General features: G+C 63.2%; 18 protein-coding genes. 17 read left to right on the top strand and 1 reads right to left on the bottom strand.

Annotation, left to right across the window (positions count from 1 at the left end):
* The first annotated feature begins 144 nt into the window (after window positions 1-144).
* The 17 genes from FHE74_RS03370 (at window position 145) to ileS (ending at window position 23182) form a co-directional block, all read left to right on the top strand.
* On the top strand, window positions 145-2013 hold the full coding sequence (locus tag FHE74_RS03370) for a peptidoglycan D,D-transpeptidase FtsI family protein (protein WP_139465145.1): 1869 nt from the start codon (window positions 145-147) through the stop codon (window positions 2011-2013).
* 51 nt (window positions 2014-2064) lie between these two features.
* Complete coding sequence (locus FHE74_RS03365) at window positions 2065-3594, top strand: UDP-N-acetylmuramoyl-L-alanyl-D-glutamate--2,6-diaminopimelate ligase (RefSeq protein WP_139465079.1); 1530 nt, start codon at window positions 2065-2067, stop codon at window positions 3592-3594.
* 29 nt (window positions 3595-3623) lie between these two features.
* Window positions 3624-5120 carry a UDP-N-acetylmuramoyl-tripeptide--D-alanyl-D-alanine ligase gene (locus FHE74_RS03360; RefSeq protein ID WP_139465078.1) on the top strand — a complete coding sequence of 499 codons (1497 nt, stop codon included), beginning with the start codon at window positions 3624-3626 and terminating at the stop codon, window positions 5118-5120.
* A 63-nt stretch (window positions 5121-5183) separates the two neighbouring features.
* Complete coding sequence (mraY, locus tag FHE74_RS03355) at window positions 5184-6296, top strand: phospho-N-acetylmuramoyl-pentapeptide-transferase (protein ID WP_139465077.1); 1113 nt, start codon at window positions 5184-5186, stop codon at window positions 6294-6296.
* The gene (murD, locus tag FHE74_RS03350; protein ID WP_139465076.1) at window positions 6297-7730 is read left to right on the top strand and encodes a UDP-N-acetylmuramoyl-L-alanine--D-glutamate ligase; all 1434 of its coding nucleotides are present in this window, start codon (window positions 6297-6299) and stop codon (window positions 7728-7730) included.
* Window positions 7731-7736: 6 nt separating this feature from the next.
* Window positions 7737-9236, top strand: a complete 1500-nt coding sequence (locus tag FHE74_RS03345; protein WP_139465075.1) for an FtsW/RodA/SpoVE family cell cycle protein — start codon at window positions 7737-7739, stop codon at window positions 9234-9236.
* Between the two features lie 6 nt (window positions 9237-9242).
* Entirely contained in the window at window positions 9243-10319 is a 1077-nt protein-coding gene (gene murG, locus FHE74_RS03340; protein WP_139465074.1) for an undecaprenyldiphospho-muramoylpentapeptide beta-N-acetylglucosaminyltransferase, read from the top strand.
* 46 nt (window positions 10320-10365) lie between these two features.
* Window positions 10366-11838: a UDP-N-acetylmuramate--L-alanine ligase gene (gene murC, locus FHE74_RS03335; RefSeq protein WP_139465073.1), complete on the top strand. Its 1473-nt coding sequence runs from the start codon at window positions 10366-10368 to the stop codon at window positions 11836-11838.
* A gap of 95 nt (window positions 11839-11933) precedes the next feature.
* Window positions 11934-13274, top strand: coding sequence for a PepSY-associated TM helix domain-containing protein (locus FHE74_RS03330; RefSeq protein WP_139465072.1), 1341 nt, complete (start codon window positions 11934-11936; stop codon window positions 13272-13274).
* Window positions 13275-13307: 33 nt separating this feature from the next.
* Entirely contained in the window at window positions 13308-14048 is a 741-nt protein-coding gene (locus tag FHE74_RS03325) for a cell division protein FtsQ/DivIB (protein ID WP_139465071.1), read from the top strand.
* 194 nt (window positions 14049-14242) lie between these two features.
* On the top strand, window positions 14243-15499 hold the full coding sequence (ftsZ, locus tag FHE74_RS03320) for a cell division protein FtsZ (RefSeq protein WP_139465070.1): 1257 nt from the start codon (window positions 14243-14245) through the stop codon (window positions 15497-15499).
* 10 nt (window positions 15500-15509) lie between these two features.
* The gene (gene pgeF / locus FHE74_RS03315; RefSeq protein WP_246049170.1) at window positions 15510-16259 is read left to right on the top strand and encodes a peptidoglycan editing factor PgeF; all 750 of its coding nucleotides are present in this window, start codon (window positions 15510-15512) and stop codon (window positions 16257-16259) included.
* Entirely contained in the window at window positions 16259-16960 is a 702-nt protein-coding gene (locus tag FHE74_RS03310) for a YggS family pyridoxal phosphate-dependent enzyme (RefSeq protein ID WP_139465069.1), read from the top strand. Before pgeF ends, FHE74_RS03310 begins: the two co-directional genes overlap by 1 nt.
* A 50-nt stretch (window positions 16961-17010) precedes the next feature.
* Window positions 17011-17568: a cell division protein SepF gene (locus tag FHE74_RS03305; RefSeq protein ID WP_139465068.1), complete on the top strand. Its 558-nt coding sequence runs from the start codon at window positions 17011-17013 to the stop codon at window positions 17566-17568.
* Between the two features lie 9 nt (window positions 17569-17577).
* Window positions 17578-17871: a YggT family protein gene (locus FHE74_RS03300; RefSeq protein WP_139465143.1), complete on the top strand. Its 294-nt coding sequence runs from the start codon at window positions 17578-17580 to the stop codon at window positions 17869-17871.
* Between the two features lie 238 nt (window positions 17872-18109).
* Window positions 18110-19120 carry a DivIVA domain-containing protein gene (locus FHE74_RS03295; protein WP_139465067.1) on the top strand — a complete coding sequence of 337 codons (1011 nt, stop codon included), beginning with the start codon at window positions 18110-18112 and terminating at the stop codon, window positions 19118-19120.
* An 867-nt stretch (window positions 19121-19987) separates the two neighbouring features.
* Window positions 19988-23182: an isoleucine--tRNA ligase gene (ileS, locus tag FHE74_RS03290; RefSeq protein ID WP_246049169.1), complete on the top strand. Its 3195-nt coding sequence runs from the start codon at window positions 19988-19990 to the stop codon at window positions 23180-23182.
* Here the strand turns inward: ileS and FHE74_RS03285 are convergent.
* Window positions 23172-24461, bottom strand: coding sequence for an amino acid permease (locus FHE74_RS03285; RefSeq protein ID WP_139465066.1), 1290 nt, complete (start codon window positions 24459-24461; stop codon window positions 23172-23174). The two genes, ileS and FHE74_RS03285, sit on opposite strands and share 11 nt — an antisense overlap.
* Window positions 24462-24525: the final 64 nt, after the last annotated feature.

The following is a 24525-nucleotide window of genomic DNA, read 5'->3' as shown; positions in this document are numbered from 1 at the left end:
ACAGGTGGTAAACGGGCAGTGAGTAACCGAGGCTCGAATAACCGACGCGGCCACACTCGTCGCGAGGCGCCCTTTACTCCACCTAGCCGAGAGCACGCCGCGGCGTTCAATGCCGCAGGGAAGCGTCCCACGCAGCGAACCATCATGCGTGAACGCGTCCACCTCATTGGCCTAATCCTCTTTGCAATCGCCACATTGCTCATCGCTCGCTTGGCGTGGGTCCAGCTGGCCTGGGGGCCAGCGTTGTCGGCGCAGGCCGAAGAGCAGCGCGCTCGGGTCTACGTGGAGCCCGCTCGTCGCGGGTCCATCGTTGATCACCAGGGCCGCGAGCTGGCGTACACCATGCAGGCGCGGTCCCTGACAGTCTCACCAAACGTTCTGCGCAAAGAGCTAACTCAGCAGGGTGAGCTGGATTTGGTTACCGAGGGCAAGGCTGCAAGCATGACCCAGGACCAGATCCGCGAGGAAGCAACTCGTCGTATGGACGAGAAGCTGAAGGAGATGGCCAACGAGATCCCCAAGATGATCAGTGGTGCCGTCGAGAACTCCGAGAAGGTGAAGTCCTCGGACCTGGAGAAGAAGCTGCGGGCGGATTCCACGTACGAGGTGCTCGTGCGCAACGTTGACCCGGACGTGGCATCGGAGATCGCCCAGCGTTTCCATGGTGTCGCCGCGGATCACCAGGACATTCGCCAGTACCCCAACGGAGCCATCGGCGAGAATATTCTGGGCAAGGTCTCCGTGGATGGAGAGGGCCAGTTCGGATTTGAGGCTAGTGGCGACGATTTCCTGGCGGGCCAAAACGGGCGCTCCACGGAGGACGTCGCCACCACCGGCCAGGTAATTCCGGGTACCTTGCGGGACGTCGTTCCGGCCATTGATGGCGCAGATGCCACGCTCACGATCGATCTGGACCTGCAGACCTACGTGCAGCAGCAAATCGAGCAGGCGAAGCACAACTCCGGAGCCAAGCACGCGGAGGCCGTTGTGTTGGACGTGCAGACCGGTGAGGTTCTCGCCATGGCCAACACGGACACGATTAACCCGAATAAGAACATCGACGAGCAGCTGAAGAACGGTAAGCGGTTTGAAAACTCGTCGATAAGCTTCCCCTACGAACCGGGCTCTGTTGCCAAGATCATTACCGCAGCCGCCACCATCAACGAGGGGTTGACCACGCCGGACGAGGTCCACTACGTCCCCGGGTCCATCAACATGGCCGGAGTAACGGTCAACGACGCGTGGCAGCACAGTGGTACGAACTTCACCACGACCGGCATCTTCGGCAAGTCCTCCAACGTGGGCACGCTGATGCTCGCCCAGCGGCTGGGGGAGGAGAAGTACGCCGACTACCTGAAGAGGTTTGGAATCGGGCAGTCCACTGGCGTGGAGCTGCCGGCGGAATCGCCTGGACTGCTCATGGACCTGCAGGATTGGGGTGGCGGTACCTTTGCCAACCTCCCGATTGGTCAGGGTATGAGCTGGACGACGCTGCAGATGGCCAGCGTGTACCAGGCGATCGCCAACGGTGGAGAGCGCATCGAGCCGCGCATCATTCACCAGATCACCGACGCGGACGGCAACGTCCGCGATCTACCGGAGCCCGAGCACACGCAGGTGATCAGCCCGGAGGCTGCGCGCACAGTGACGGACATGTTCCGCGCAACGCTGCAGAAGGATCCGGCCGGTGGCTCGCAGAGTGGTACCGCACCTGGACAGTCCCCCGAGGGCTACCAGGCCAGCGGCAAGACCGGTACCGCGCAGAAGGTCGACCCGAACACGGGCGCGTACTCCATGAGCGACTACTGGATTACCTTCGCCGGCATTGCCCCGGCTGATGATCCTCGCTTCGCGGTGGCCATCATGCTCGACGACCCGGAGCGAGGCGTGGAGGCCGGCGGAGGCGGAGGCCAGTCTGCCGCGCCGCTGTTCAAGGACATCGCCAGCTGGCTGCTGGATCGCGACAACGTCCCGACCTCGCCGCCTCCAACGACTCTGGTACTTCAGCAATAAAATTGAACCCGAAAAATTCTTGCTAGGGAACTTCTAAGGAGACATTCCTCAATGAGCACCCACACTCCGGTCACCCTCTCGCGTCTCGCGGAGATCGCAGGCGCGCGCACCATTCGCGCCGGCTCGGTGGCAGAGTCGCTGGACATCACCTCGGTCAGTCTGGATTCCTCCGCCCTGCAGGCCGGCGGCCTTTTCGCCGCGCTGCCCGGAACGCGCGTGCACGGCGCCCGGTTCGCCTTCGACTGCCCGGCATCGGCAATCCTCACGGATGAGGAGGGCGCAGGAATCCTGGAGACTACCGACGAGCGCCGCCCCGTGCTGGTCGTCGAGGACGTCCGCCGCGTGCTTGGATTAATCGCCGCCGAGATTTACGGCCACCCGTCCGAGGAGTTCACGCTGCTCGGCGTCACGGGCACGTCCGGCAAGACCACCACCACGTACCTGCTTGAGGAGGCTCTGCGCGAGGCGGGGCACACAGTGGCCATCATCGGTACGACCGGAACGCGCATCAATGGTCAGGCGGTCCCCACCTCGTTGACCACTCCCGAGGCCCCCAAGCTGCAGGAACTTTTCCGGACTATGGCAGACCAAGGCGTGTCGCACGTAGTCATGGAGGTCTCGTCTCACGCGCTTGAGCTGGGCCGTGTGCAGGGGGCGCGTTTCGACGTCGCAGGCTTTACCAACCTCTCCCAGGACCACCTGGACTTCCATCCGACAATGGAGGACTACTTCGAGGCGAAGGCCGCCTTTTTTGCCCCCGATTCTCCGCTGCGCGCTCGCCGGGCTGTCGTATGCATTGACGACGACTGGGGCAAGCGCATGGCGCAGCGAGCCGGTGAGGCCGTAACCGTGGCTACGGGAGCAGACGCGGACGCTGACGTCACAGGGGTGGCGCTGGAGCAGGAGGCCACCGGCGCACAGCGCATTGCTGTGGCGATCAATTCTGAGCGCCTCGAGTTCGAGCTTCCGCTGCCGGGTGACTTCAACGTCGCCAATGCAACGCTGGCCCTGGCGTTGGCCGCTCAAGTAGGCGTCGACGTTCACGCCGCCGCCCGCGGCATCTCCCAGGTGCGCGTTCCCGGACGCATGGAGCGTATCGACGAAGGCCAGGACTTCCTCGCAGTCGTCGACTATGCCCACAAGCCAGCCGCGGTAGCTGCCGTATTGGCTACCCTGCACTCCCAGGTCGACGGGCGCATTGGCGTCGTCGTGGGAAGCGGAGGCGACCGAGATTCCTCCAAGCGGCCCCTGATGGGCGCCGAGGCTGCCCGCGGTGCCGACTTCGTCGTGGTCACCGACGACAACCCCCGAACCGAAGATCCCGACCTCATTCGCGACGCAGTGGTCGCCGGAGCCCGCGAGGCCGGGACTGACGCCGAGATCCTCAACATTGGTTCGCGCCGAGAGGCCATCGACAAGGTCGTCGAGTGGGCACAGCCCGGTGACGCCGTCATCGTGGTAGGTAAAGGGCATGAGGTGGGCCAGATCGTGGGAGACAAGGTCCTAGAGTTCGATGACCGCGTAGAGGTACGTAGGGCTCTGCTCAACCGCAGCGAATCCGCCACAAGCACCAACGAATAGTCGCGAAAGACAGAAACGTAGGTAACGCCATGATCAGCATGACACTCGCAGAGATCGCGGAGGTCGTCGGAGGAACTCTGCAGGCAGGTGCGCAGCCCGAGGCCACCGTAACCGGATTTGTGGAGTTTGATTCCCGCAAGGTGACCAAGGGCGGCCTGTTTGTGGCGTTGCCTGGCGAACGGGTCGATGGGCACCGCTTTGCGCAGGCGGCCTGCGAAAAGGGCGCCGTCGCCGTCCTCGCCGCGCGCGAGGTGGAGGCCCCTTCCATTCTGGTTCAACCGAAGAGTTCAGCTGATGCTGATGTTTTTGCCGCCGTGGTCGATGCCCTGACGGCCCTGGCCACGGAGATTTCTCGCAGGCTTACCGAGGCGGGAAAATTGACCATCGTGGGTGTGACCGGCTCAGCCGGCAAGACGTCTACAAAGGACCTGCTCAACGCGGTGCTTAGCTGCGACGGCCCGACTGTTGCCCCACCGGGGTCGTTCAACAACGAGATCGGCCATCCGTATACCGTGCTGCGCTGCGATGACACCACCGAGTATCTGGTAGCCGAGATGTCCGCGCGCGGAGTCGGCCACATCGCGCACTTGGCCTCGATCGCGCGCCCGCGGATAGGCGTGGTGCTCAATGTCGGCTCCGCGCATCTGGGTGAATTCGGTTCGCGGGAGAACATTGCCCAGGCCAAAGGCGAGCTCGTCGAGGCGCTGCCTGCGGCCACAGAAGGCGGCATTGCCATCCTTAACGCGGACGACGTGTTTGTCGCTGCCATGGACAAGCGCACCGACGCCAAGGTGGTCTACTACTCGGCTGCCACCCCGCCGATGCGCCAGGCTGATTACTACGCCACGGACATCGAGCTGGACAACGTAGCGCGCGCCTCGTTCACATTGCATGGCCCCGGTTTTGACCCCGTGCCTGTACAGCTCGGCGTATTTGGCCAGCACCAAGTTTCTAATGCCCTGGCGGCTGCCGCGGCAGGCATCGAGTCTGGCATGTCCGCTAACGACGTGGCCCGCTGCCTGTCCACCCACCGCGCGGCGAGCGAGCACCGGATGGATGTGCGCACCCGTGCGGACGGACTCACCGTGATCAACGATTCCTACAACGCCAACCCCGAATCTATGCGGGCTGCGGTGGCGGCCCTGGCTTACACCGCCTCCGCTAACCCGGGCTCCCGGGCGATCGCGGTGCTCGGCCCGATGGGTGAGCTCGGCAACGACGGGATCCAGGCCCACCGGGATCTCGGCGAGGAGCTGGCGCGATTCAACGTCACTCACGCCGTCGCCGTCGGCGGGGATGAACTGATCAGCGCCACGGCCGATGCTGCCGAAGCCAGGGGAGTAGTGGTCTACCGCGCCCCCGATGCAGCCCAGGCGGCAGAGGCGGTGAACGAGATCGTGCGCCAGCGGCCTGCCGACCTTCCGGATGGTTCAGATGTAGTCCTGGTCAAGGCCTCGAACTCGGCGCGGTTGTGGCGGGTTGCCCAGGCGCTAACGGACTCGCCGGAGGCTGATCACACGGCCTAGTGCCATGCGGATTACGGTTAGTACACCACCAATCACGGTTGACGGACAGGATACGAAGCTCAAGTGACTCAGATCATCATCGCAGGAACCGTAGCGTTCCTCGTCTCGATCTTCTTCACCCCCTTGCTCATTAGGTACTTTTCGGCAGAGGGACTTGGACAGGAGATCCGCGAGGACGGACCAAGGTCGCATCTGCGCAAGCGCGGCACCCCCACCATGGGCGGTATTGCCATCCTGGCCGGCATCACCATCGCCTACCTCGTCTCCGGCTTCTACGCCATGGCCACCGGGGGTGCTGGTTTTAGCGCGTCGGGATGGCTCGTGCTGGGGCTTACTCTCGCGTTGGGCGCGACCGGGTTTGCCGATGACTTCATCAAGCTCTACATGGGCCGAAACCTGGGGCTGAACAAGAAGGCCAAGCTGATCTGTCAGCTGCTCATCGCCGTTGCCTTCGGCCTGCTCATCCTGCAGTTCCCGGATGAGCAGGGGCTGACCCCGGGCTCCCGGCAGCTCTCGTTTATCCGTGACCTGAACACCATCAATCTCGCTGTGGGCGGGGCGATCATCGGCACGATCATCTTTTTGGTGTTCATCTACCTGCTGATCGCCGCCTGGTCCAACGCCGTCAATCTCACCGATGGCCTGGATGGCCTCGCCGCCGGTTCCACAGCGCTGACCATGGGGGCCTACGGTCTGATTACCTTCTGGCAGTTCCGTAACGCCTGCGCCAACGAGATCGAGCCGGGCTGCTACGCCGTGCGCGACCCCCTGGACCTGGCGGTGCTAGCCGCCGCGGGCCTGGGAGCATGCCTCGGCTTCCTCTGGTGGAACGCCTCCCCGGCCAAAATCTTTATGGGAGATACCGGTTCTCTGGCGCTCGGCGGCCTGGTTGCCGGCCTCTCGGTGACCACCCGTACGGAGCTGCTCATGGTCATCGTCGGTGGATTGTTCGTCATCGAGGCGGCCTCCGTCGTCATCCAGGTGGCGTCGTTCAAAACCACCGGTAAGCGCGTGTTCCGCATGGCGCCGTTCCACCACCACTTTGAAAACGGTGGCTGGCCGGAGACCACCGTGGTCATTCGCTTCTGGCTCATCGCCCTGATGGGCGCCATCGTTGGTGTTTCTGTCTTCTATGCCGAATGGCTCAGCGTCGCTGACGCCCTAGGAGTGGGATAAATGACTGAGTTTGAAACCTCGCTGGGCTACTCCCAGGTCCTGGTAACCGGTGCCGGGGTCTCTGGTGCCTCCGTCGCTCGTCTACTGCGCAAACTCGGTGTTGAGGTCACGCTTGTCGACGACAACGAGGCCACCCTGAGCGCTGTCGCCGCCGAAACCGGTGTGGACACCGCATCAGTGAACAAGGCTGCCGGATTGGTGGCAGCTGGCTGGCCGGACCTCATCGTGACTTCTCCAGGATGGCGTCCCGATTCCGCCCTGTTCGGGTTGGCTAGCGATGCGGGCATCGAGATCATCGGTGACGTCGAGCTCGCCTGGCGCGTGGATCAAGCGCAGCTTTGCGGACCCAAGCGCACCTGGTTGGCGGTGACCGGAACCAACGGCAAAACCACCACTACCGCAATGTTGGCGGAGATCATGCAGGCACACGGTCGCAAGACTGGCCACACGGCCCAGGCCGTGGGCAACATCGGCACCGCGGTCTGTGATGCGCTGACCAGCACGGAGCGTATTGACGTCCTGGTCGCCGAGCTCTCCAGTTTCCAGCTGCATTGGTCGTGCCAGCTACACCCCTCAGCAGGCGTGTTGCTGAATGTGGCCGAAGATCACCTGGACTGGCACGGCTCCTTTGAGGCCTATGGCCAGGCCAAGGCCCGCGTGCTTAACGCCGATCATCCGATTGCCGGTGTGGATGACTCGCACGTGCGCGCCTTGGCCACCCAGGACAACCTGGTGGGATTCACCATGAACGCGCCTGCCGCGGGACAGGTCGGCGTGGTCGACGGAAAGATCGTCGATGCCACGGGCGGCGAACCGGTCGAGATCGCCCCCACACAGGGAATTGAGCCAGCCGGTCCTGCTGGCATCTATGATGCTTTGGCCGCGACAGCAGCCGCGCGCTCTCAGGGGGTCAGCCCCGAGACCATCGCGCAGGCGTTGGCAGATTTCAGTGTTGCCGGACACCGTGGGGCAATCGTTGCTCGTGGCCAGCAGACGTGGATCGATAACTCAAAGGCCACCAACCCGCACGCGGCCGAGGCGGCTCTGGCAGCCATCGATCCGAACGACGGGGTCGCCTGGATCGCAGGTGGTCAGCTCAAGGGGGCGAGCATCGAGGACGTGGTGAAAAACCACGGGCACCGGATGCGTTCCGCCTCCGTGATCGGAGTCGACGGGGCAGAGATCGTCGAGGCCCTGCGCACCCATGCGCCGCACGTGCGAGTCACACATGTGACTTCCACCGATCCGCTGCGGGCGATGCATCTGGCATGCGAGGCGGCGTCGATAAGCGAAGCCTCCACCGTTCTGCTCGCACCTGCTGCAGCCAGCCTCGACATGTACACGGGCATGGCCCAGCGGGGAGACGTGTTCGCGCGTGCCGCGCAAATGTGCGAGGACAATCGCATTACGGACTTACCCGGGCAAGGAGCCTGATTCATCATGAGCACCACCCACCCGCCGCGTTCAGAAAAGCCGTCGAGGATGAGCCAGGTCGTTGGCTCGGCGCAGGACACGCTCCTCAGTTTGCCGGGCCTGGATTACCTGATGATCCGCATCCTCGTGCTGTTTCTCACCGGCATCGGTGTGGTCATGGCGTTTTCCACCTCCATGACGTGGTCGGTGGCCGAGGGGGCGACAGTGTGGTCGACCGCTCTGCGCCAATGCCTCATGGTCGCTATCGGCCTGATGCTGTTCTGGGTGGCGCTCAAGGTGCCCATGCGGGTTGTGCGTTCGCTGGCGCCTTGGCTGTTGGGCCTCACGCTGATTCTTCTGATTGCGGTGCTCATTCCGGGAATCGGTACCGGTCGCGAGGAGGTGGGTTCCCAATCCTGGATCCCGATCGGACCGGTGCAGCTGCAGCCGAGTGAGATCGCCAAGGTAGCCATCGCAGTGTGGGGTGCTAACCACCTCGCTGGTCATCGCCATGACCTGACCACCATCAAGAGCCCGTTCGTTCAGTACGTGCTGGTCGCGGGCGCGTTCTTCCTGCTGATCATCGCTCAGGGCGACGTGGGAATGGCGCTCTCGTTTGCCGCCGTCGTTGCGTTCACCCTGATTTTCGCCGGCATCAAGTGGGGCATCGTGGCTTCCTTCGCCGTCGTCGCGCTGCTGGGAATGATCGGCCTCTTCCTCAGCGGGGGATTCCGCTCGCAGCGCTTCCACACCTACTTTGACGCGCTGACCGGCAACTTCGAGAACACCCAGAACGAGGCGTTTCAGACGTATCAGGGGTATCTCTCGCTTGCCGACGGTTCCCTAGGCGGCGTGGGGCTGGGACAGTCCCGCGCAAAGTGGTTCTACCTTCCCGAGGCCAAGAACGACTTTGTCTTCGCCGTCATCGGCGAGGAGCTCGGCCTGTGGGGCGGAGCGCTGGTGATCATCCTGTTCGCATTGCTCGGCTTTTTTGGCCTGCGCACCGCGGTGCGGGCGAGCAACCAGTTCCAGGGACTGATGGCCGCGGCACTCACGATGGGCGTGGTGTCCCAGGCGTTTGTCAACATCGGTTACGTGGTAGGCGCTTTGCCGGTGACTGGTATCCAGCTGCCGATGATCTCCGCTGGTGGTACCTCTGCGGTGATCACCATCGGCTCGATGGGTCTGCTCGCCTCAGTGGCGCGCCACGAGCCAGAGGCAGTCTCGGCGATGCAGAGCTACGGCCGCCCGATGTTTGACCGACTGTTCTTCATCGGCGAGCCCAACGAAGATGGGGGAGCCAAGGGCGAACGCGGGCGCGGACTAGGCGGGAACGCGAAACCGCGAGCCGTGCCCGTGACTGCACGACGTTCGTCCTCCCTGCGGCCTGGGGGAGAGGACGTATCATCTACAGGATCAGGAATTGTGGGCCAGCGACCCAGCCGTCGCTCTGGTCACACTCGTTCCTCCCAGCGGATCCGACCGTCAGAACCGGGTAGCCCGGACACTTTTTACAGGAGGCGCTAAGTACTCATGGCAACTTCCCCTTTGACTGTCCTGCTCGCCGGTGGCGGCACCGCCGGACACATCGAACCCGCCCTCGCGGTGGGCGAAGCTTTGGCTTCGCGCCATGGAGTCCAGGTGGAAGCCCTGGGTACCACCAAGGGGCTGGAGACCACGATCATCCCGGCGCGCGGGGTTCAGCTTCACCTGATCGATCCCGTGCCCATTCCGCGCAAGAAGCCCTGGAAGCTGTTGGCTGTGCCGGGCAAGCTCGTGCGCTCAGTTCAGCAGTCGCGTCGCGTGATCAAGCAAACGGGGGCAGATGCCGTATTCGGCACGGGTGGTTATGTGTCCGCCTCGGCATACCTGGCAGCGAAGGCTGCGGGCATCCCGTTCTATGTGCTGGAGACTAACGCTCTGGCAGGTATGGCCAACAAGCTTGGCGTTCGCCTGGGTGGCGTGGGGCTGAATGCCGTCGAGGGATCCGGCATGGCCGGCGACGTCGTGGGCATTCCCGTGCGCCCGAGCCTGGGGGCCGATAAGGACGGCACGGCGCGGCAGCGCGCGTTGACGCAGTGGGGCCTGGATCCCCAGCGTCCTACGATTCTGGTTACCGGTGGCTCCCAAGGTGCGGCGAGCATCAATGCTGCCGTGGCGGAGGCAGCGCAGGACCTCATCAACGACGGCTGGCAAATCCTGCATGCCTACGGTCGCAAGAACGCAGAGCCCTCTGCCCTGGAGCATTATCGCGCAGTGCCGTACATCGACGACATGGAGGCAGCATTGGCCGTTGCCGATCTCGTGGTGTGCCGCTCGGGTGCCATGACCGTAGCCGAGGTCACCGCATGCGGGGTTCCGGCGATCTATATCCCGCTGCCCCATGGCAATGGCGAGCAGGGGCGCAACTCTCAGCCCGTTGTGCGCGCCGGCGGCGCAGTTCAGATCGACGACGCGGATCTAAGCGGCCAACGCCTGGTCGCCCAGATCCACTCCCTGCAGAGTGCCGAGGGAGGACTGGCCGCCATGAAAGATGCCTTGGCTTCGTCGCCCGCTGGAGATGCTGCCGAGCGCATTGCCGAGCGCATCGTCACCGATCTTCGTCGCTAACTCCATCGCCGCCACCGACCTACATTAAGGACGCGTCAGCACACCTATGAGCACTACTTCTGCAATCGATCTGTCCCGGGTTCACCTCATCGGCATTGGCGGAGCGGGAATGTCCGGGCTTGCCCGCATTCTGCTGAGCCGCGGCAGCGTTGTATCTGGTTCGGACGTCAAGGACTCCCGTCCCGTGCGCGCCTTGGAAGTCTCCGGAGCTGTGGTTGCTGTTGGCCACAAGGCAGAGAACCTGCACTTGACGGGCGAGCAACCCACCGTGGTGGTCACCTCCTTCGCGGCAATCCCCAAGGACAACCCGGAGCTACTCGAGGCCGCCGCCCTAGGAATCCCGGTGATTCGACGATCGGACCTGCTGGGAGAGTTGATGGAGGGATACACCCAGGTGCTGCTGGCCGGCACGCACGGCAAGACCTCGACCACCTCCATGACGGTGACGGCGATGCAGCACGCGGGGTTGGACCCGTCCTTCGCTATCGGCGGCCAGCTCAACAAGGCTGGGACCAACGCCCACCACGGAACCGGGGCGGCGTTTGTGGCAGAGGCAGACGAGTCGGATGCCTCGCTGCTGCGCTACAAGCCCAACGTGGCGGTAGTGACCAACGTGGAACCTGATCACCTGGACTTCTTCCGTACGGAGGAGGCTTACTTCCAGGTTTTCGATGACTTTGCCGATCGTCTCCAACCTGGCGGCCACCTCATCGTCTGTCTGGACGACACCGCTGCTGCAGAACTGGGCGAGCGCAGCGTCCAGCGTGGGATCAGCGTGCTGGGTTACGGAACCGAAGCGGCCGTCAAGGCACATCCCACGGTCCCGGCAGCGGCGGTTGTTCGCCAGGGAGAGATCGGCCCAGCCGGAACCGAGCTGGTCGTGGACGTGAACGTTCCTGGTGATGAGCCGACCACGGTGAGGTACACACTGCAGATCCCGGGCACTCACATGGCACTGAACTCAGCGGCAGCTCTGCTCGCGGGCAGGCTGACCGGTGGATCCCTCGCTGAGCTCGCCGAGGGATTGGCGGGATTTGGGGGAGTACGTCGGCGTTTTGAGTACCACGGAGCGGTGGAGGAGGGACGTTTTAGCGGCGCCCGGGTGTACGACGACTACGCCCACCACCCCACCGAGGTCACGGCGGTGCTGACCGCTGCGCGCGAAAAGGTCGAGGCAGAGGGTAAGGGAGCTCGGGTCGTGGCTTGCTTCCAGCCGCATCTTTACTCGCGCACGATGACCTTCGCGCGGGAGTTTGGTCAGGCCTTGTCCTTGGCAGATGCGGTGGTGGTCTTGGACATCTTTGGGGCCCGGGAGGAACCCGTCGAGGGCGTGAGCTCCCGCATCATCATCGAGCACATGGATCAGGGCAACACCGAGATTCGCTACGAGCCGGACTTCTCCGCTGCCCCGGAGACCATCGCCTCGCTGGTCCGACCTGGCGACGTTGTGCTCACCATGGGCGCGGGGACGGTCACGATGCTGGCACCTGAGGTGCTCGAGCGCCTGCGGCAGGGATAGACGCGTCCCTGGGGTGCGAACATTCCCAGGGATTCACTGCCAATTGCTATCGAATTTCAAGGAACTGAAAAATCATCGTGGCCGACTGATAAGGCATGTCATTTTCAGAACCACGGGTGCTCTTGCACCGACTGCATGCCCTTGGCGGCGTGATTGTTGCTCCGCTGATCCTCATCGCATGCATCACCGGCATCGGTTACGCTGCCGCACCGACCGCCGAAAAGATCGTTTACCACGATCTGATCCACACCCCCGAGCACCCCGACTCCACCGCCCTGCCTGTTGAGGACCAGGTCAAGGCGGCGCATACCGTCTACCCAGACCTGCCGGTGGCCAAAGTCCAAGTGGAAGAGAAGCCTGGGCTGGCAACCCGCGTGCTGTTCAAGGATGATTCCTTGATCTCTTCCAGCTACACCCGCGTAGTGTTCGTTGATCCGGTCGACGCCCACGTCCAGGGCTCCAGCGTCCAGTACGGCTCCGCAGCGGCCCTGCCTCTGCGATCCTGGATCTCGGAGGGGCACAAGCGTCTATGGCTCGGCCCGGCCGGCCGCTGGTACTCCGAGCTGGCCGCATCCTGGCTCGGTGCACTGACCCTCGTTGGCATCTTCCTCTGGTGGCAGCGCACTCGAGATCGCCGTGGGCGCAACGCATCTACGGCTTCTGCACTTTCTCTGCGCGCGCGACGTCGTAAGCTGCACACGCAGCTCGGTTTGTGGCTCACCCTGGTCATGCTGTTCTTCACCGCCACGGGATTGACCTGGTCGCGCGTCGCCGGCTCCAACGTGGCGAACCTTCGCAAGAAGCTGGACTGGATTGCGCCTAATCCCTCGGGAGTGTCCAGCAGCGCCACCGGCCCCTTCCCGGTCGACGGCCATGACGGGCAGGCCGCCATCGATCTCGCACGTGCCGAGGGGCTCACTGGCCGCCTCGAAATTCGACCTCCCGCATCCGAGCAGACGGTTTGGCTGGTCCAAGAGGCGCGACAGGAATTCCGGATGGGTAAGGACTCTTTGGCCATCGCCATGCACAACGGGCATGCCCACGTGGTGGATTCGGTCAGCTTCAGCGAGTGGCCATTCCCTGCGAAGCTGGCAGAGTGGCTAATTAATGCCCACATGGGAATCCTGTTTGGATGGCCCAACCAGCTGCTGCTTGCCTTGGCCACGGTGGGAATCATGGTGGTTATCGTTCACGGTTACCTGATGTGGTTCATGCGCTCGCGAGCTCCCCGGCCGGCAAAGTGGACCAAGATTCCTCGTTCCGCTCAGGTGATCATTGTGGTGGCGATAGTGGTGTACTCCCTCGTTGCCCCGCTCTTTGGAATTTCTCTGGTCGCGTTCCTGCTGGCGCAGTGGATCTATGGGGTGTTTAAGAAGCGTCGTCACGCGCGAGATTCTCAGAGCGCTCCGGCTGGCGGTGTAGCATCTAGGCGTTAACCCCCGCCCGCGTGAGCTAGGAGCCTACGTTTTATGAGCTCGATTCCTGCTGCAACCAACGATTCGCAGACTCCGGGTGCAGGGTCTTCGCCAGCAGGGAAGGGGCGAGCTTCGCGCAAGCGCTCGCGGCTGCGCATTCTGTTGGGCGTGCTGGGTGTCGTGCTCGTTGTAGCTCTGCTCGCTGCGGTGTTGCTGGCGACGCCACTTTTTGCCATTCGCTCCATTGAGGTGCGGGGAAACCAGCAGGTAGAAACCCCGGTGATCGTCGAGGCCACAGGCATCCAAGAGGGGCAGAACCTGCTGCGCATCGATGCCGCCCACGCCGCCGCCGGAGTAGCCTCCCTCCCACGTATCCAGTCCGCGACGACGAAGCGCTCGCTGCCGTCGACGCTGGTGGTCGAGGTGGAGGAGAAGCGCGTTGTCGCGTGGGCGGATCGCTCTGGTGAGGCGGTGCTAATCGACGAACGCGGTCAAACATTTACTGATGGCACCCCGCCGCCGACTGCCGTGCGCATCGCGGCCAAGGACGACCAGGAGACCTTTACCCACGCCGTCGAGGTGGTCGCCGCGTTGCCCCCGCACGTCGCTGAGCAGGTGGATCACATCGCCGCCGATGGGCCCTACAACTTCGTCTTGCACATGAAGGACGGGCGAACCGTCGTGTGGGGAGCAGCCGAGGACAACGGCAACAAGGCGGTGGCCACTGAAACCGTGTTAAAGCGGGAAGGCTCCACGTGGGACGTGAGCAATCCGGTCATGCCGGTGGTTCGCTAACCAGCCCGAATTAGATGGTTGGGGCAGCAAAACCCCACGTCAGAAAAGTTTAAAGTAGAGGTTGAGGGTGCCGACACGCGGAAAATGTTCCGGAATTCTCACACACTTTTCGCCATGATGGACACAGCAAACCGAAGATGCTTTAAGCATTATGTGACTGTTTCCCTACCCTTGAAAGGCGAGCGAATACCCTCATGACCTCCCAGAACAACTACCTCGCCGTGATCAAGGTTGTCGGCGTCGGCGGCGGCGGAGTTAACGCCGTTAACCGCATGATTGAGGAGAACCTCAAGGGTGTGGAGTTTGTAGCCATCAACACCGACTCCCAGGCGCTGCTGTTCTCCGATGCCGACACCAAGCTCGACATTGGCCGGGAGGCCACCCGTGGTCTTGGCGCCGGCGCAAACCCGGAGGTTGGTCGCACCTCGGCTGAGGACCACAAGTCGGAGATTGAGGAGACCCTCAAGGGCTCCGACATGGTGTTTGTGACCGCAGGCGAGGGCGGCGGAACCGGCACCGGTGCCGCTCCGGTCGTGGCGGGAATCGCCAAGAAGATGGGTGCGCTGACCATCGGTGTGGTCACCCGCCCGTTCTCCTTCGAGGGCAAGCGCCGTACCCGCCAGGCCATGGAGGGCATCGAGGCCCTGCGCGAGGTGTGCGACACCGTCATCGTGATCCCGAACGATCGCCTGCTGCAGCTGGGCGACCAGGACCTGACGATGATGGACGCCTTCCGCGCCGCCGACGAAATCCTGTTCAACGGTGTCCAGGGCATTACCAACCTGATCACCATCCCGGGCATGATCAACGTCGACTTTGCCGACGTGCGCTCCGTCATGGCCGACGCTGGCTCCGCGCTCATGGGCGTGGGCTCCTCGCGTGGCGACGACCGCGTCATGGACGCCACCCTCCAGGCCATCAACTCCCCGCTGCTGGAGACCACCATGGAAGGTGCCACCGGCATCCTGCTCTCCGTCGCAGGCGGTTCCGACCTGGGGCTGCAGGAAGTTCACGCCGCTGCCACCATCGTGGAGGAGAAGGCAGACGAGGACGTCAACCTCATCTTCGGCACCATCATCGACGACAACCTGGGCGACGAGGTCCGCGTCACCATCATCGCGACCGGCTTCAACGCTGCCGCCAACCACATCGAGTCTGGTCAGCAGAAGGCAGCCCAGGCTTCCGCTCAGCCGCAGCCGCAGTCGCAGGCCGCCCCGGTCGCCGAGACCGCGCGTGGCTCGCTGTTCGACGAGCGCTCCCGCGAGCAGGAGGAAGCCTCCTACGAGCGCACTCCGCGCCACCAGCGCTTTGAGCCCAGCTCGTCGCGCGGCCGCTCTGAGGGCCTGTTCACCGATGGCGCCCGCTACTCCGAGCCGGTTGAGCGCACGGAGATCCGCGATGATCGTCGCGATGACGGTGACGATCTCGATGTGCCGTCGTTCATGCGTTAATCTCGGGCGCATGCCCACCGATCACGCAGAACCCTCTGTTTACGACCGCCCCGTCCGCATGGTGTTTACCTCCCGTGCGGGCGGGGTCTCGTCGTCTCCGTATGACTCCTTCAACCTCGGTGACCACGTCGGCGACAACCCGGACGACGTGCAGGCCAATCGTGCGCGCCTGGCCAAGGTAGTGGGGCTTGACCCAGACCGCCTGGTCTGGATGGAGCAGCTGCATACCAACAACGTCACGGTGGTGACCGAGCCGCAGAGCGCCCCGGTGGAGGCCACGGACGCCCTGGTAACCACCGTGCCCCAGCTCGCCCTCGGCGTTCTCGTGGCCGATTGTGTTCCCGTGCTCCTGGCGGATCACCACAATGGTGTCGTGGCCGCGGTGCACGCCGGGCGCCGTGGGGCGCGCAACGGGATCGTGGTTAAGACAGTGGAGAAGATGTGTGAGCTCGGAGCCCAGCCGGCGCAGATTCAGGCACTGTTGGGCCCGGCGGCTTCCGGACGGCGCTACGAGGTCCCGGCGGAGATGGCACAGGACATGGAGGCGCACCTTCCCGGTTCGCGCTGCACCACGGTTCAGGGAACCCCGGGTGTAGACGTCCGCGCCGGGCTGGTCCGCCAACTTTTGGGGCTCGGCGTCCAGGCGATTGAGTCCGATCCGCGCTGCACCATCGAGGACACGTCGTTCTTCTCCTATCGCCGAGACAAGACCACGGGCCGCCAGTGCGGTCTCGTCTGGCTCACCGGAAAGGAGCACTAATGGATCGCCTCGAGGAGCTGCGCTCGTCCTACCAGCGGGTGCAGGAACGCCTCCGCGCTGCCGAACAATCCGCCGGGCGCGAACCGGGCAGCGTTGAGCTTTTGCCCGTGACCAAGTTCCACCCCGCCAGCGATGTGGCTCTTTTGGCCGAGCTGGGCGTGAGCGACGTGGGGGAGAACCGCGAGCAGGAGGCCCGCCAGAAGGCCGCCGAACTCCCGAACATGCGCTTTCACATGATCGGGCAGGTGCAGACGAAGAAGGCCAATGCCGTCGCGCGCTGGGCTCATTCGTGCCATTCGGTGGACTCCATCAAGTTGGCCAACGCGCTTGAACGTGGCGTGGCCCTAGCCATCGAGCGTGGCGAGCGCACCGAAACGCTCTCGTGCTTTATCCAACTGTCCGCCGATGGCGATACCGAGCGCGGTGGAGTCACCGCAGAGGGCCTGGACGAGGTCGCTGACGTCATCGAAAGCGCCGAGCACCTCCTCCTTGCTGGGGTCATGGTGGTCCCTCCCATCGACTCCGATGCCGGCGAAGTGTTCACTCGCGCGCGCTCGCTTGTCGACGCCCTGGCGCAGCGCATTGGCCGCAACCTGCGCCTATCTGCTGGCATGTCAGGCGATTTGGAAGAGGCCGTAGCTGCGGGAACGGACGTGGTGCGTGTCGGAACGGACATCCTGGGAAAGCGCACAGTAGCCTAGCTTCAGCGATATATCCCTCTTAGACACCTAGAACGCATACAGGGGAAAACATGTCTTTCATCAAAGGTGCCCGCGAATTCTTCGGCCTTGACCCGGTCGATGAGGAGCACGACGACGCCTACTACGACGAGCCGCGCTACGCGCCGTCGCGCGATTACTCCCGCGACTACGAGCCGCGCGAGCGTGACTCACGCCCGCTGGCCGGGGAGAGCTCCTACCGCTCCAGCCACGAGACCTACTCTTCGGCATCGAGCTCGTCCCGTCTGGGAGCTTCTGCTGGTGCTTCGCATCGTGGCCGCGGGGGAGCGTCGACAAGCGACTATGTCCCCGTGATTGTGGCCGTCGAACCGCGCAGCTACGCCGAGGCCACCGAGGTGGGCGAGCCGTTCCGCCAGGGCGACGCGGTGACCTTTGAGCTGACGAACGCAGAGCGCGATGTGGCCAAGCGCATCATCGACTTCGCTGCCGGCCTGTGCTTTGCCTCCCGCGGTTCGATGCACAACCTGTCCAAGGACATCACCTCGGATCGTAAGGTGTTCGCCGTGGTTCCCGAGGGTGCTGATGTTTCCCTCGACGAGCTGCAGCGCGCTGCTGGTCTGGTGCGTTAGGCGCAGATGTTGGCAACAATTGGAGCAATTCTGCTCGTATTTCTCCGGCTGTACACGCTGGTTCTCATCGCGCGTCTGATCACGGAGATGATCGAATCCTTCTCGCGTCAGTTCCGGCCGCCGCGTTGGTTCGCGATGGTCGCTGAGCCGGTTTTCCTGCTGACCGATCCGCCCGTCAAGGCACTGCGTCGACTGATCCCGCCGCTGCGTACCGGGGGCGTGGGAATCGACGTCAGCGTGATCGTGCTTTTCCTCATCCTCACCGTGCTGCAGATCGTCGTGCGGTCGATATTCCTGGTGTAGGAAAGCAAATATCCCGTGCGATCCTCGTGCGACCTGGAAAATAAGTAATAAAAACTGTATAAATTGATAAGGTGCTGTAACAGATCGCTGCCCCCGGACTGTGTCCGTGGTGCGGGTGACGTTGTAGTATCCAAGTGAAAGAAAACACTCCGTGTAACTTTCCGTGCGCTTGATGGCGATTACGGTATAAGTTGCCTATAACCCACAATCTGGGTGCCACCGACTTGAAGGGGAAACTATGCCGCTGACACCAGCTGACGTGCACAACGTTGCTTTCAGTAAGCCGCCGATCGGCAAGCGCGGCTACAACGAGGACGAGGTCGATCAGTTCCTCGACCTGGTTGAGGACACTCTCGCCCAGCTGCAGGACGAGAACGAGCAGCTGCGCAACGAGGCCTCCAACGTTTCTGGTGCAGCCGCAGCCCCGGTGGCTGGATCTGCTTCCTCGGTGGACGAGGCCCAGATTCGCCGCACGGTTGAGGCAGAGGTTCGCCGCGAGTACGAGGCCAAGCTGGCTCAGGCTCAGAAGGACGTGGAGAAGGCTCAGGCTGAGGCCAAGCAGGCTCGTGCCGAGGCCGAGCGCGCCCGCAACGAGGCTGCTGAGGCACAGCGCAAGGCCGAGGCCGATGTGAAGTCCGCTCGCGCAGAGGCTTCCCAGGCTGCCACCGAGTCCAAGGCATCCACCTCCGAGAAGGTCTCCGCTACCAGCGCTTCCGGCTTCGCCGCTGCTGGTGCTGCAGAGTCCGGCGTTGCCACCCCGGAGACCCACATGCAGGCTGCTCGCGTGCTGGCCATGGCCCAGGAGATGGCTGACCGCCTCACCTCCGAGGCTCAGACCGAGTCCCGCTCCATGCTGCAGGACGCTCGCAACACCGCGGAGAAGCAGGTTGCTGACGCAGACGCTCGCTCCAAGGCTCAGCTCGAGCAGGCACAGACCCAGGCTGACAAGCTGGTGGCTGACGCCCAGGCCAAGGCTCAGCAGACCACCACGGACGCCAACTCCCGCGCTGAGGCCCAGATCAAGCAGGCCGAGGAGAAGGCTGCTGCTCTGCAGGCTGACGCTGAGCGCAAGCACACCGACATCATGAACACGGTGAAGAAGCAGCAGACCGCTCTCGAGGGCCGCATCGCCGAGCTGCGTACCTTCGAGCGCGAGTACCGCACCCGCCTGAAGACCCTGCTGCAGTCCCAGCTGGAGGAGCTGGAGTCCCGTGGCTCCTCTGCTCCGGCCGGAACCGAGCGCAAGTAGTACGCACGGCCCTGGTTAAGGGCCGTTACTAGGCCCCCGGCCTGTCAGTTCAGGAAATCTGGACGGCAGGGCCGGGGTTTTGTCATGCCTGGCGGGCGGTGAGGTGGCGTGTTTTTGGGGAGGCGGTTTTGGTGACGACCGGAAGGCTGGGTGGTTGCTTCCGGTCGTCGGCAAGCGGCATGGTGTGGGCTCACGGAGAGGCCGATTCCCTTGGGCTCGACACCTGGAAGGCACTCCGCCACTAAAACCCCAGGTCGCGATCCGCGAAAGAGCTCCAGGTGTCGAGCCGAAGGATTGGTGGTCGACCGGAAGTACCAGCACAATCTTCCGGTCGACCAGGGGCGGGGTTCTGTCCGCCAAAAGCCCTGGTCGCGCTCTTTCGATTTGGCCCTCTTGTCGACCGGAAGCACCGGCACAATCTTCCGGTCGACCAACGATGCGGTCCCGCCCGCCATCATTCAGCACAAATTCTTTCGGCTCGACACCTGGAAGGCACTTTGCCACTAAAACCCCAGGTCGCGCTCTGCTTAATCGCTCCAGGTGTCGAGCCGAAGGAAAAGCCACCAAAGAACAACCCACCCCGCCTCCTTCCCGCCCGCCCACCCCACCGTGTAAAGTCGCCAAATAAGAGCTTTGATCCGGCAATCACCGGGGAGCCATCTGGAAGAACAGCACGCGAATCTTCGCAGCCCAGTAGAACCAGACGGGTAGGACCGACATCTCCTGTGAATCACAATGAAGTGGAGGATCGCGCCCGGATCAGTACCGGAAGCGAATCTCAAACAGGGTGGTACCGCGCGGGCTAGCGCATAACAGCTGGTCAGCGTCCCTGTGATCAGTAGCGATTTCACAAGGAGAGATGCACCCGTGAGTGATCCCACCCAAGTTGGCGGCGTGTACCCCAAGGCTGACCTGACTGGGGGTTCGAACCGCTTCCCGGAGATGGAAAAGCGCGTCCTGGACTACTGGAAAGAAAACAACACGTTCCAGGCCTCGCTGGATAACCGCGCCGACGCGGAAGATTACGTTTTCTACGATGGCCCGCCCTTCGCTAACGGCCTACCGCACTACGGCCACCTGCTGACTGGTTACGTCAAGGACATCATCCCGCGCTACAAGACGATGCGCGGCTACCACGTCCCCCGCGTCTTTGGCTGGGACACTCACGGCCTGCCCGCCGAGCTGGAGGCGGAGAAGCAGCTTGGCATCACCGATAAGGGCCAGATCGAGGACATGGGTCTGGAGAAGTTCAACGAGTACTGCGCCTCCTCCGTTCTGCGCTACACCGAAGAGTGGAAGGAGTACGTCACCCGCCAGGCACGTTGGGTGGACTTCGACGGTGGTTACAAGACGATGGACCTGTCCTACATGGAGTCTGTCATCTGGGCCTTTAAGCAGCTCTATGACAAGGGCCTGATCTACCAGGGCTTCCGCGTCCTTCCATACTCCTGGGCCGAGCACACCCCGCTGTCCAACCAGGAGACGCGTCTCGACGATTCCTACAAGATGCGCCAGGATCCCACCTTGACGGTGACCCTGCCCATCACCGGCGCCAAGGATGGTTCGGCTGGCCAAAAGACCTTGTCCGAGCACCCCGAGCTGGCGCAGGCTAGCGCTCTGGCCTGGACGACGACCCCCTGGACCCTGCCATCTAACCTGGCACTGGCCGTGCACCCCGAGGTGGAATACGTCTTGCTGCGTGTGGGCGAGGACTCCTCGGCCTCCGAGTTCGCCGGCTCGCTGGTGATCCTGGCGGCACCTCTGGCCGGCGCCTACACCAAGGAGCTGGGCAAGAAGCACGAAGAGGTTGCTCGCTTTACCGGTGCTCAGCTCGAGGGGCTGACCTACCAGCCGGTCTTCGACTACTTCGCGGATCACGCCAATGCCTTCCAGATCCTGCTGGCTGACTACGTCACCACTGAGGACGGCACCGGCATCGTCCACCAGGCCCCGGCCTTCGGTGAGGACGATATGAACACCACCAATGCCTATGGGATCGAGCTGATCATCCCGGTCGACATGGATGGCAAGTTCACCTCGCTGGTTCCGGACTACCAGGGCCAGCTGGTTTTCGACGCGAACAAGGACATCATCCGCGACCTCAAGGAAACCGGGCGCGTGCTGCGCCACCAGACGATCGAGCACTCCTACCCGCACTCCTGGCGTTCGGGGGAGCCACTGATCTACATGGCGCTGCCCAGCTGGTTCGTTGACGTCACCGCCATCCGCGATCGCATGGTCGAGCTCAACCACGAGCAGATCGAGTGGATGCCCGAGCACGTGCGCGACGGTCAGTTCGGCCGCTGGCTCGAGGGCGCTCGCGACTGGAATATCTCGCGTACCCGTTACTGGGGCTCGCCGATCCCGGTCTGGGTCTCTGACAACGACGAGTACCCGCGTGTCGACGTCTACGGCTCCCTGGACGAGCTCGAGGCCGACTTTGGTGTGCGGCCGGAGTCGCTGCACCGCCCGCATATCGACGAGCTGACCCGCCCCAACCCGGATGATCCGACCGGCAAGTCCACCATGCGCCGTGTCCCGGACGTGCTCGATGTGTGGTTCGACTCCGGTTCCATGCCGTTCGCGCAGTTCCACTACCCGTTTGAGAACAAGGACTGGTTCGAGTCCCACGCCCCGGCCGACTTCATCGTGGAGTACATCGGCCAGACCCGTGGTTGGTTCTACCTGCTGCACGTGCTCAGCGTGGCACTGTTCGACCGCCCGGCATTCTCCAAGGTGGTCGCTCATGGCATCGTCCTGGGTGATGATGGGCAGAAGATGTCCAAGTCCAAGGGCAACTACCCGAACGTCAACGAGGTCTTTGACCGCGACGGTTCGGACGCCATGCGCTGGTTCCTGATGTCCTCGCCCATCCTGCGCGGTGGCAATCTCATCGTCACCGAGCAGGGCATCCGCGAGGGTGTTCGCCAGGCTATCCTGCCGATCTGGAATGCTTACACCTTCCTGCAGCTGTACTCGCACAAGGAGGCCGAGTTCTCCTTCGACAGCACCCACGTGCTGGATCGCTACATCCTGGCCAAGCTGCAGGAGCTGGTCAGCGACGTGCAGGAGGCGCTGGACAACACGGACATCGCCGTGGCCACTGAGCGCGTGCGTCTGTTCGCCGATGCTCTGACCAACTGGTACGTGCGTCGTTCTCGCGATCGCTTCTGGGAGGGCCAGGAGGCACACCCCGAGGCCTTCAACACGCTGTACACCGTCCTCGAGGTGCTTACTCGCACCGTGGCTCCGCTGCTGCCGTACGTCTCCGAGGTGATCTGGCGTGGTTTGACCGGTGGCCGTTCGGTTCACCTGACTGACTTCCCGAACCCGCAGGAGATCCCGGCGGATGCCGCCTTGGTCGAGGCCATGGATGCGGTGCGCGGAGTGTGCTCGGCGGCGTCGTCGGTACGCAAGTCCCACAAGCTGCGTAACCGTCTGCCGCTGCCGTCGCTGACGGTGGCGCTGGAGCAGTCGGACCGACTCTCCGAGTTCGCCGAGATCATTCGCGACGAGGTCAACGTCAAGGAGCTCAAGCTCACCGATGACGTGGACTCCGTGGGCACCTTCGAGGTCGTCGTTAACGCTAAGGTCGCCGGCCCGCGCCTGGGCAAGGACGTCCAGCGCGTGATCAAGGCGGTGAAGTCCGGTGCTTACGAGCGTGTGGGCGACACCGTGGTAGCCGACGGCATCGAGCTGCGCGAGGGTGAGTTCACCGAGCGTCTCGTGGCTGCGGATCCGGCCTCCACGGCGCGTATCGACGGCCTGGACGGCCTGGTCGTTCTGGACATGACCGTCACGGAGGAGCTCGAGGCAGAAGGTTGGGCCGCCGATGTCATCCGCGGCATCCAGGACGCCCGCAAGGCCTCTGACTTCGAGGTGTCTGACCGCATCAGTGCGGTGCTGTCGGTTCCGGCCGACAAGCTGGAGTGGGCTCAGCGCCACGCCGATCACATCGCGGCGGAGACGCTGGCCACCGACTTCCAGGTCACCACTGACGAGCTGACCGGTACTGCCCACGACGTGGTCGCGGGTGTGAAGGTCCAGGTGGCTAAGCGCTAATTCCCAGCAGGGTAGTGGTAACCGTCGTGGCCACCAGAATCACACCGATGATGAAGGCCACGATGGTTTCCGGCCGCTTGGCGTATGGTCGCAGGCGCTTGACCTTCATAAACAGCGCCAGGGGCAGCATGTTGACCAAGAGAGCGAAGATGACGCCTCCGATGAAGCTGATCAGGCCCATAATTGGCGGGTTCATGATGGTAATCAGCGTTCCCGTGACAAACACGAAGGCAGCAAAGCTCAAGCTGATCACGCGCGGATTGATCTTCTCCATGGTCTCGGGGAATACGACCCTAAACGGGTAAGTCGTGGCTTCCTCGGTACCCAGCATGATGCCAAAGAATGAGGTAGCGATCGCGCACATCGTCACCAGCGGGGCCAGGTATGTCAGGAATCCGGAGCCGGTGGTGTTGGCAAAGTAGCTCAGGACCGGAAGGTTCTCGTTCTTGGCCTGCGTCAGGCCGTCGGCACCCATAGCCAGGGCACACGACCAGACAAAGAACATGGTGAACGCGACCAACAGCGTGACGGCGATGGCATCAGTGCGGCTGACGCGCTTCTCCATGTTTTCGGGGTGGGAGCGCTGCACGTCGATAGCTAGCTGCGAGATTGCACCCATGTGGCTGAAGGAAAACACGAGCACGGGCAGCATCAAGATCAACGCCACGGGCAGCGAGTGCTCGGCGGGGTAGCTGGTGAAGCTACCCGGATCCCATTTCGGAATGAGAAATAGCGAAAAGGCCAGCAGGGAGACGATCAGCGGGTAGACCAGCATGTTGGCAAACGCCAGCATCGGTTTCAGGCCAAAGGCGGCGGCCGCGGTCACCGTGCCTACGCACAACACAGCGACGACCGGGCGGGACAGATCCGGTCCGTGCAGCTGGTTAGTGATAAAGCTGTCCACCGTGTTGGTCACCGAGATGCAGTAGATGACCAGGGTGGGGTAGTTGGCCAACCAGTACAGCAGGGCAACGACCAGACCGCGCTTGCGCCCGGTGAGGTAGGTGACCACTTCGAGGATGTCCATCCCCGTCGTGCCCGAGACCGTGATGATGCGCGAGTACGTGCGGTGTGAAATGAACACGATCGGGCCGATCAGAATGGTCATGATCGCCAGCGGCCAGAATCCAAAGCTGCCGGCGGAGATGGGGAGGAAGAGGAGACCGGCACCCACCGCGGTGCCAAAGAGGGTGAGCACCCACGTCCAGATGGAAGAAGAGGTTCCTTCTGGCTGCTCACCCTCGAGGTGCTCGGCCGTTTCGTTCGAGGACTGTTCCATGACAGGTCATTTCTGTAGCGAACATTTATCCTCAAAAAGGCTACTAGCCTTATGAATGCGCTCA

This window comes from Corynebacterium tapiri (assembly GCF_006334925.1).
Taxonomy (GTDB): domain Bacteria; phylum Actinomycetota; class Actinomycetes; order Mycobacteriales; family Mycobacteriaceae; genus Corynebacterium; species Corynebacterium tapiri.
This window is presented reverse-complemented; position numbering and strand designations above follow the sequence as displayed.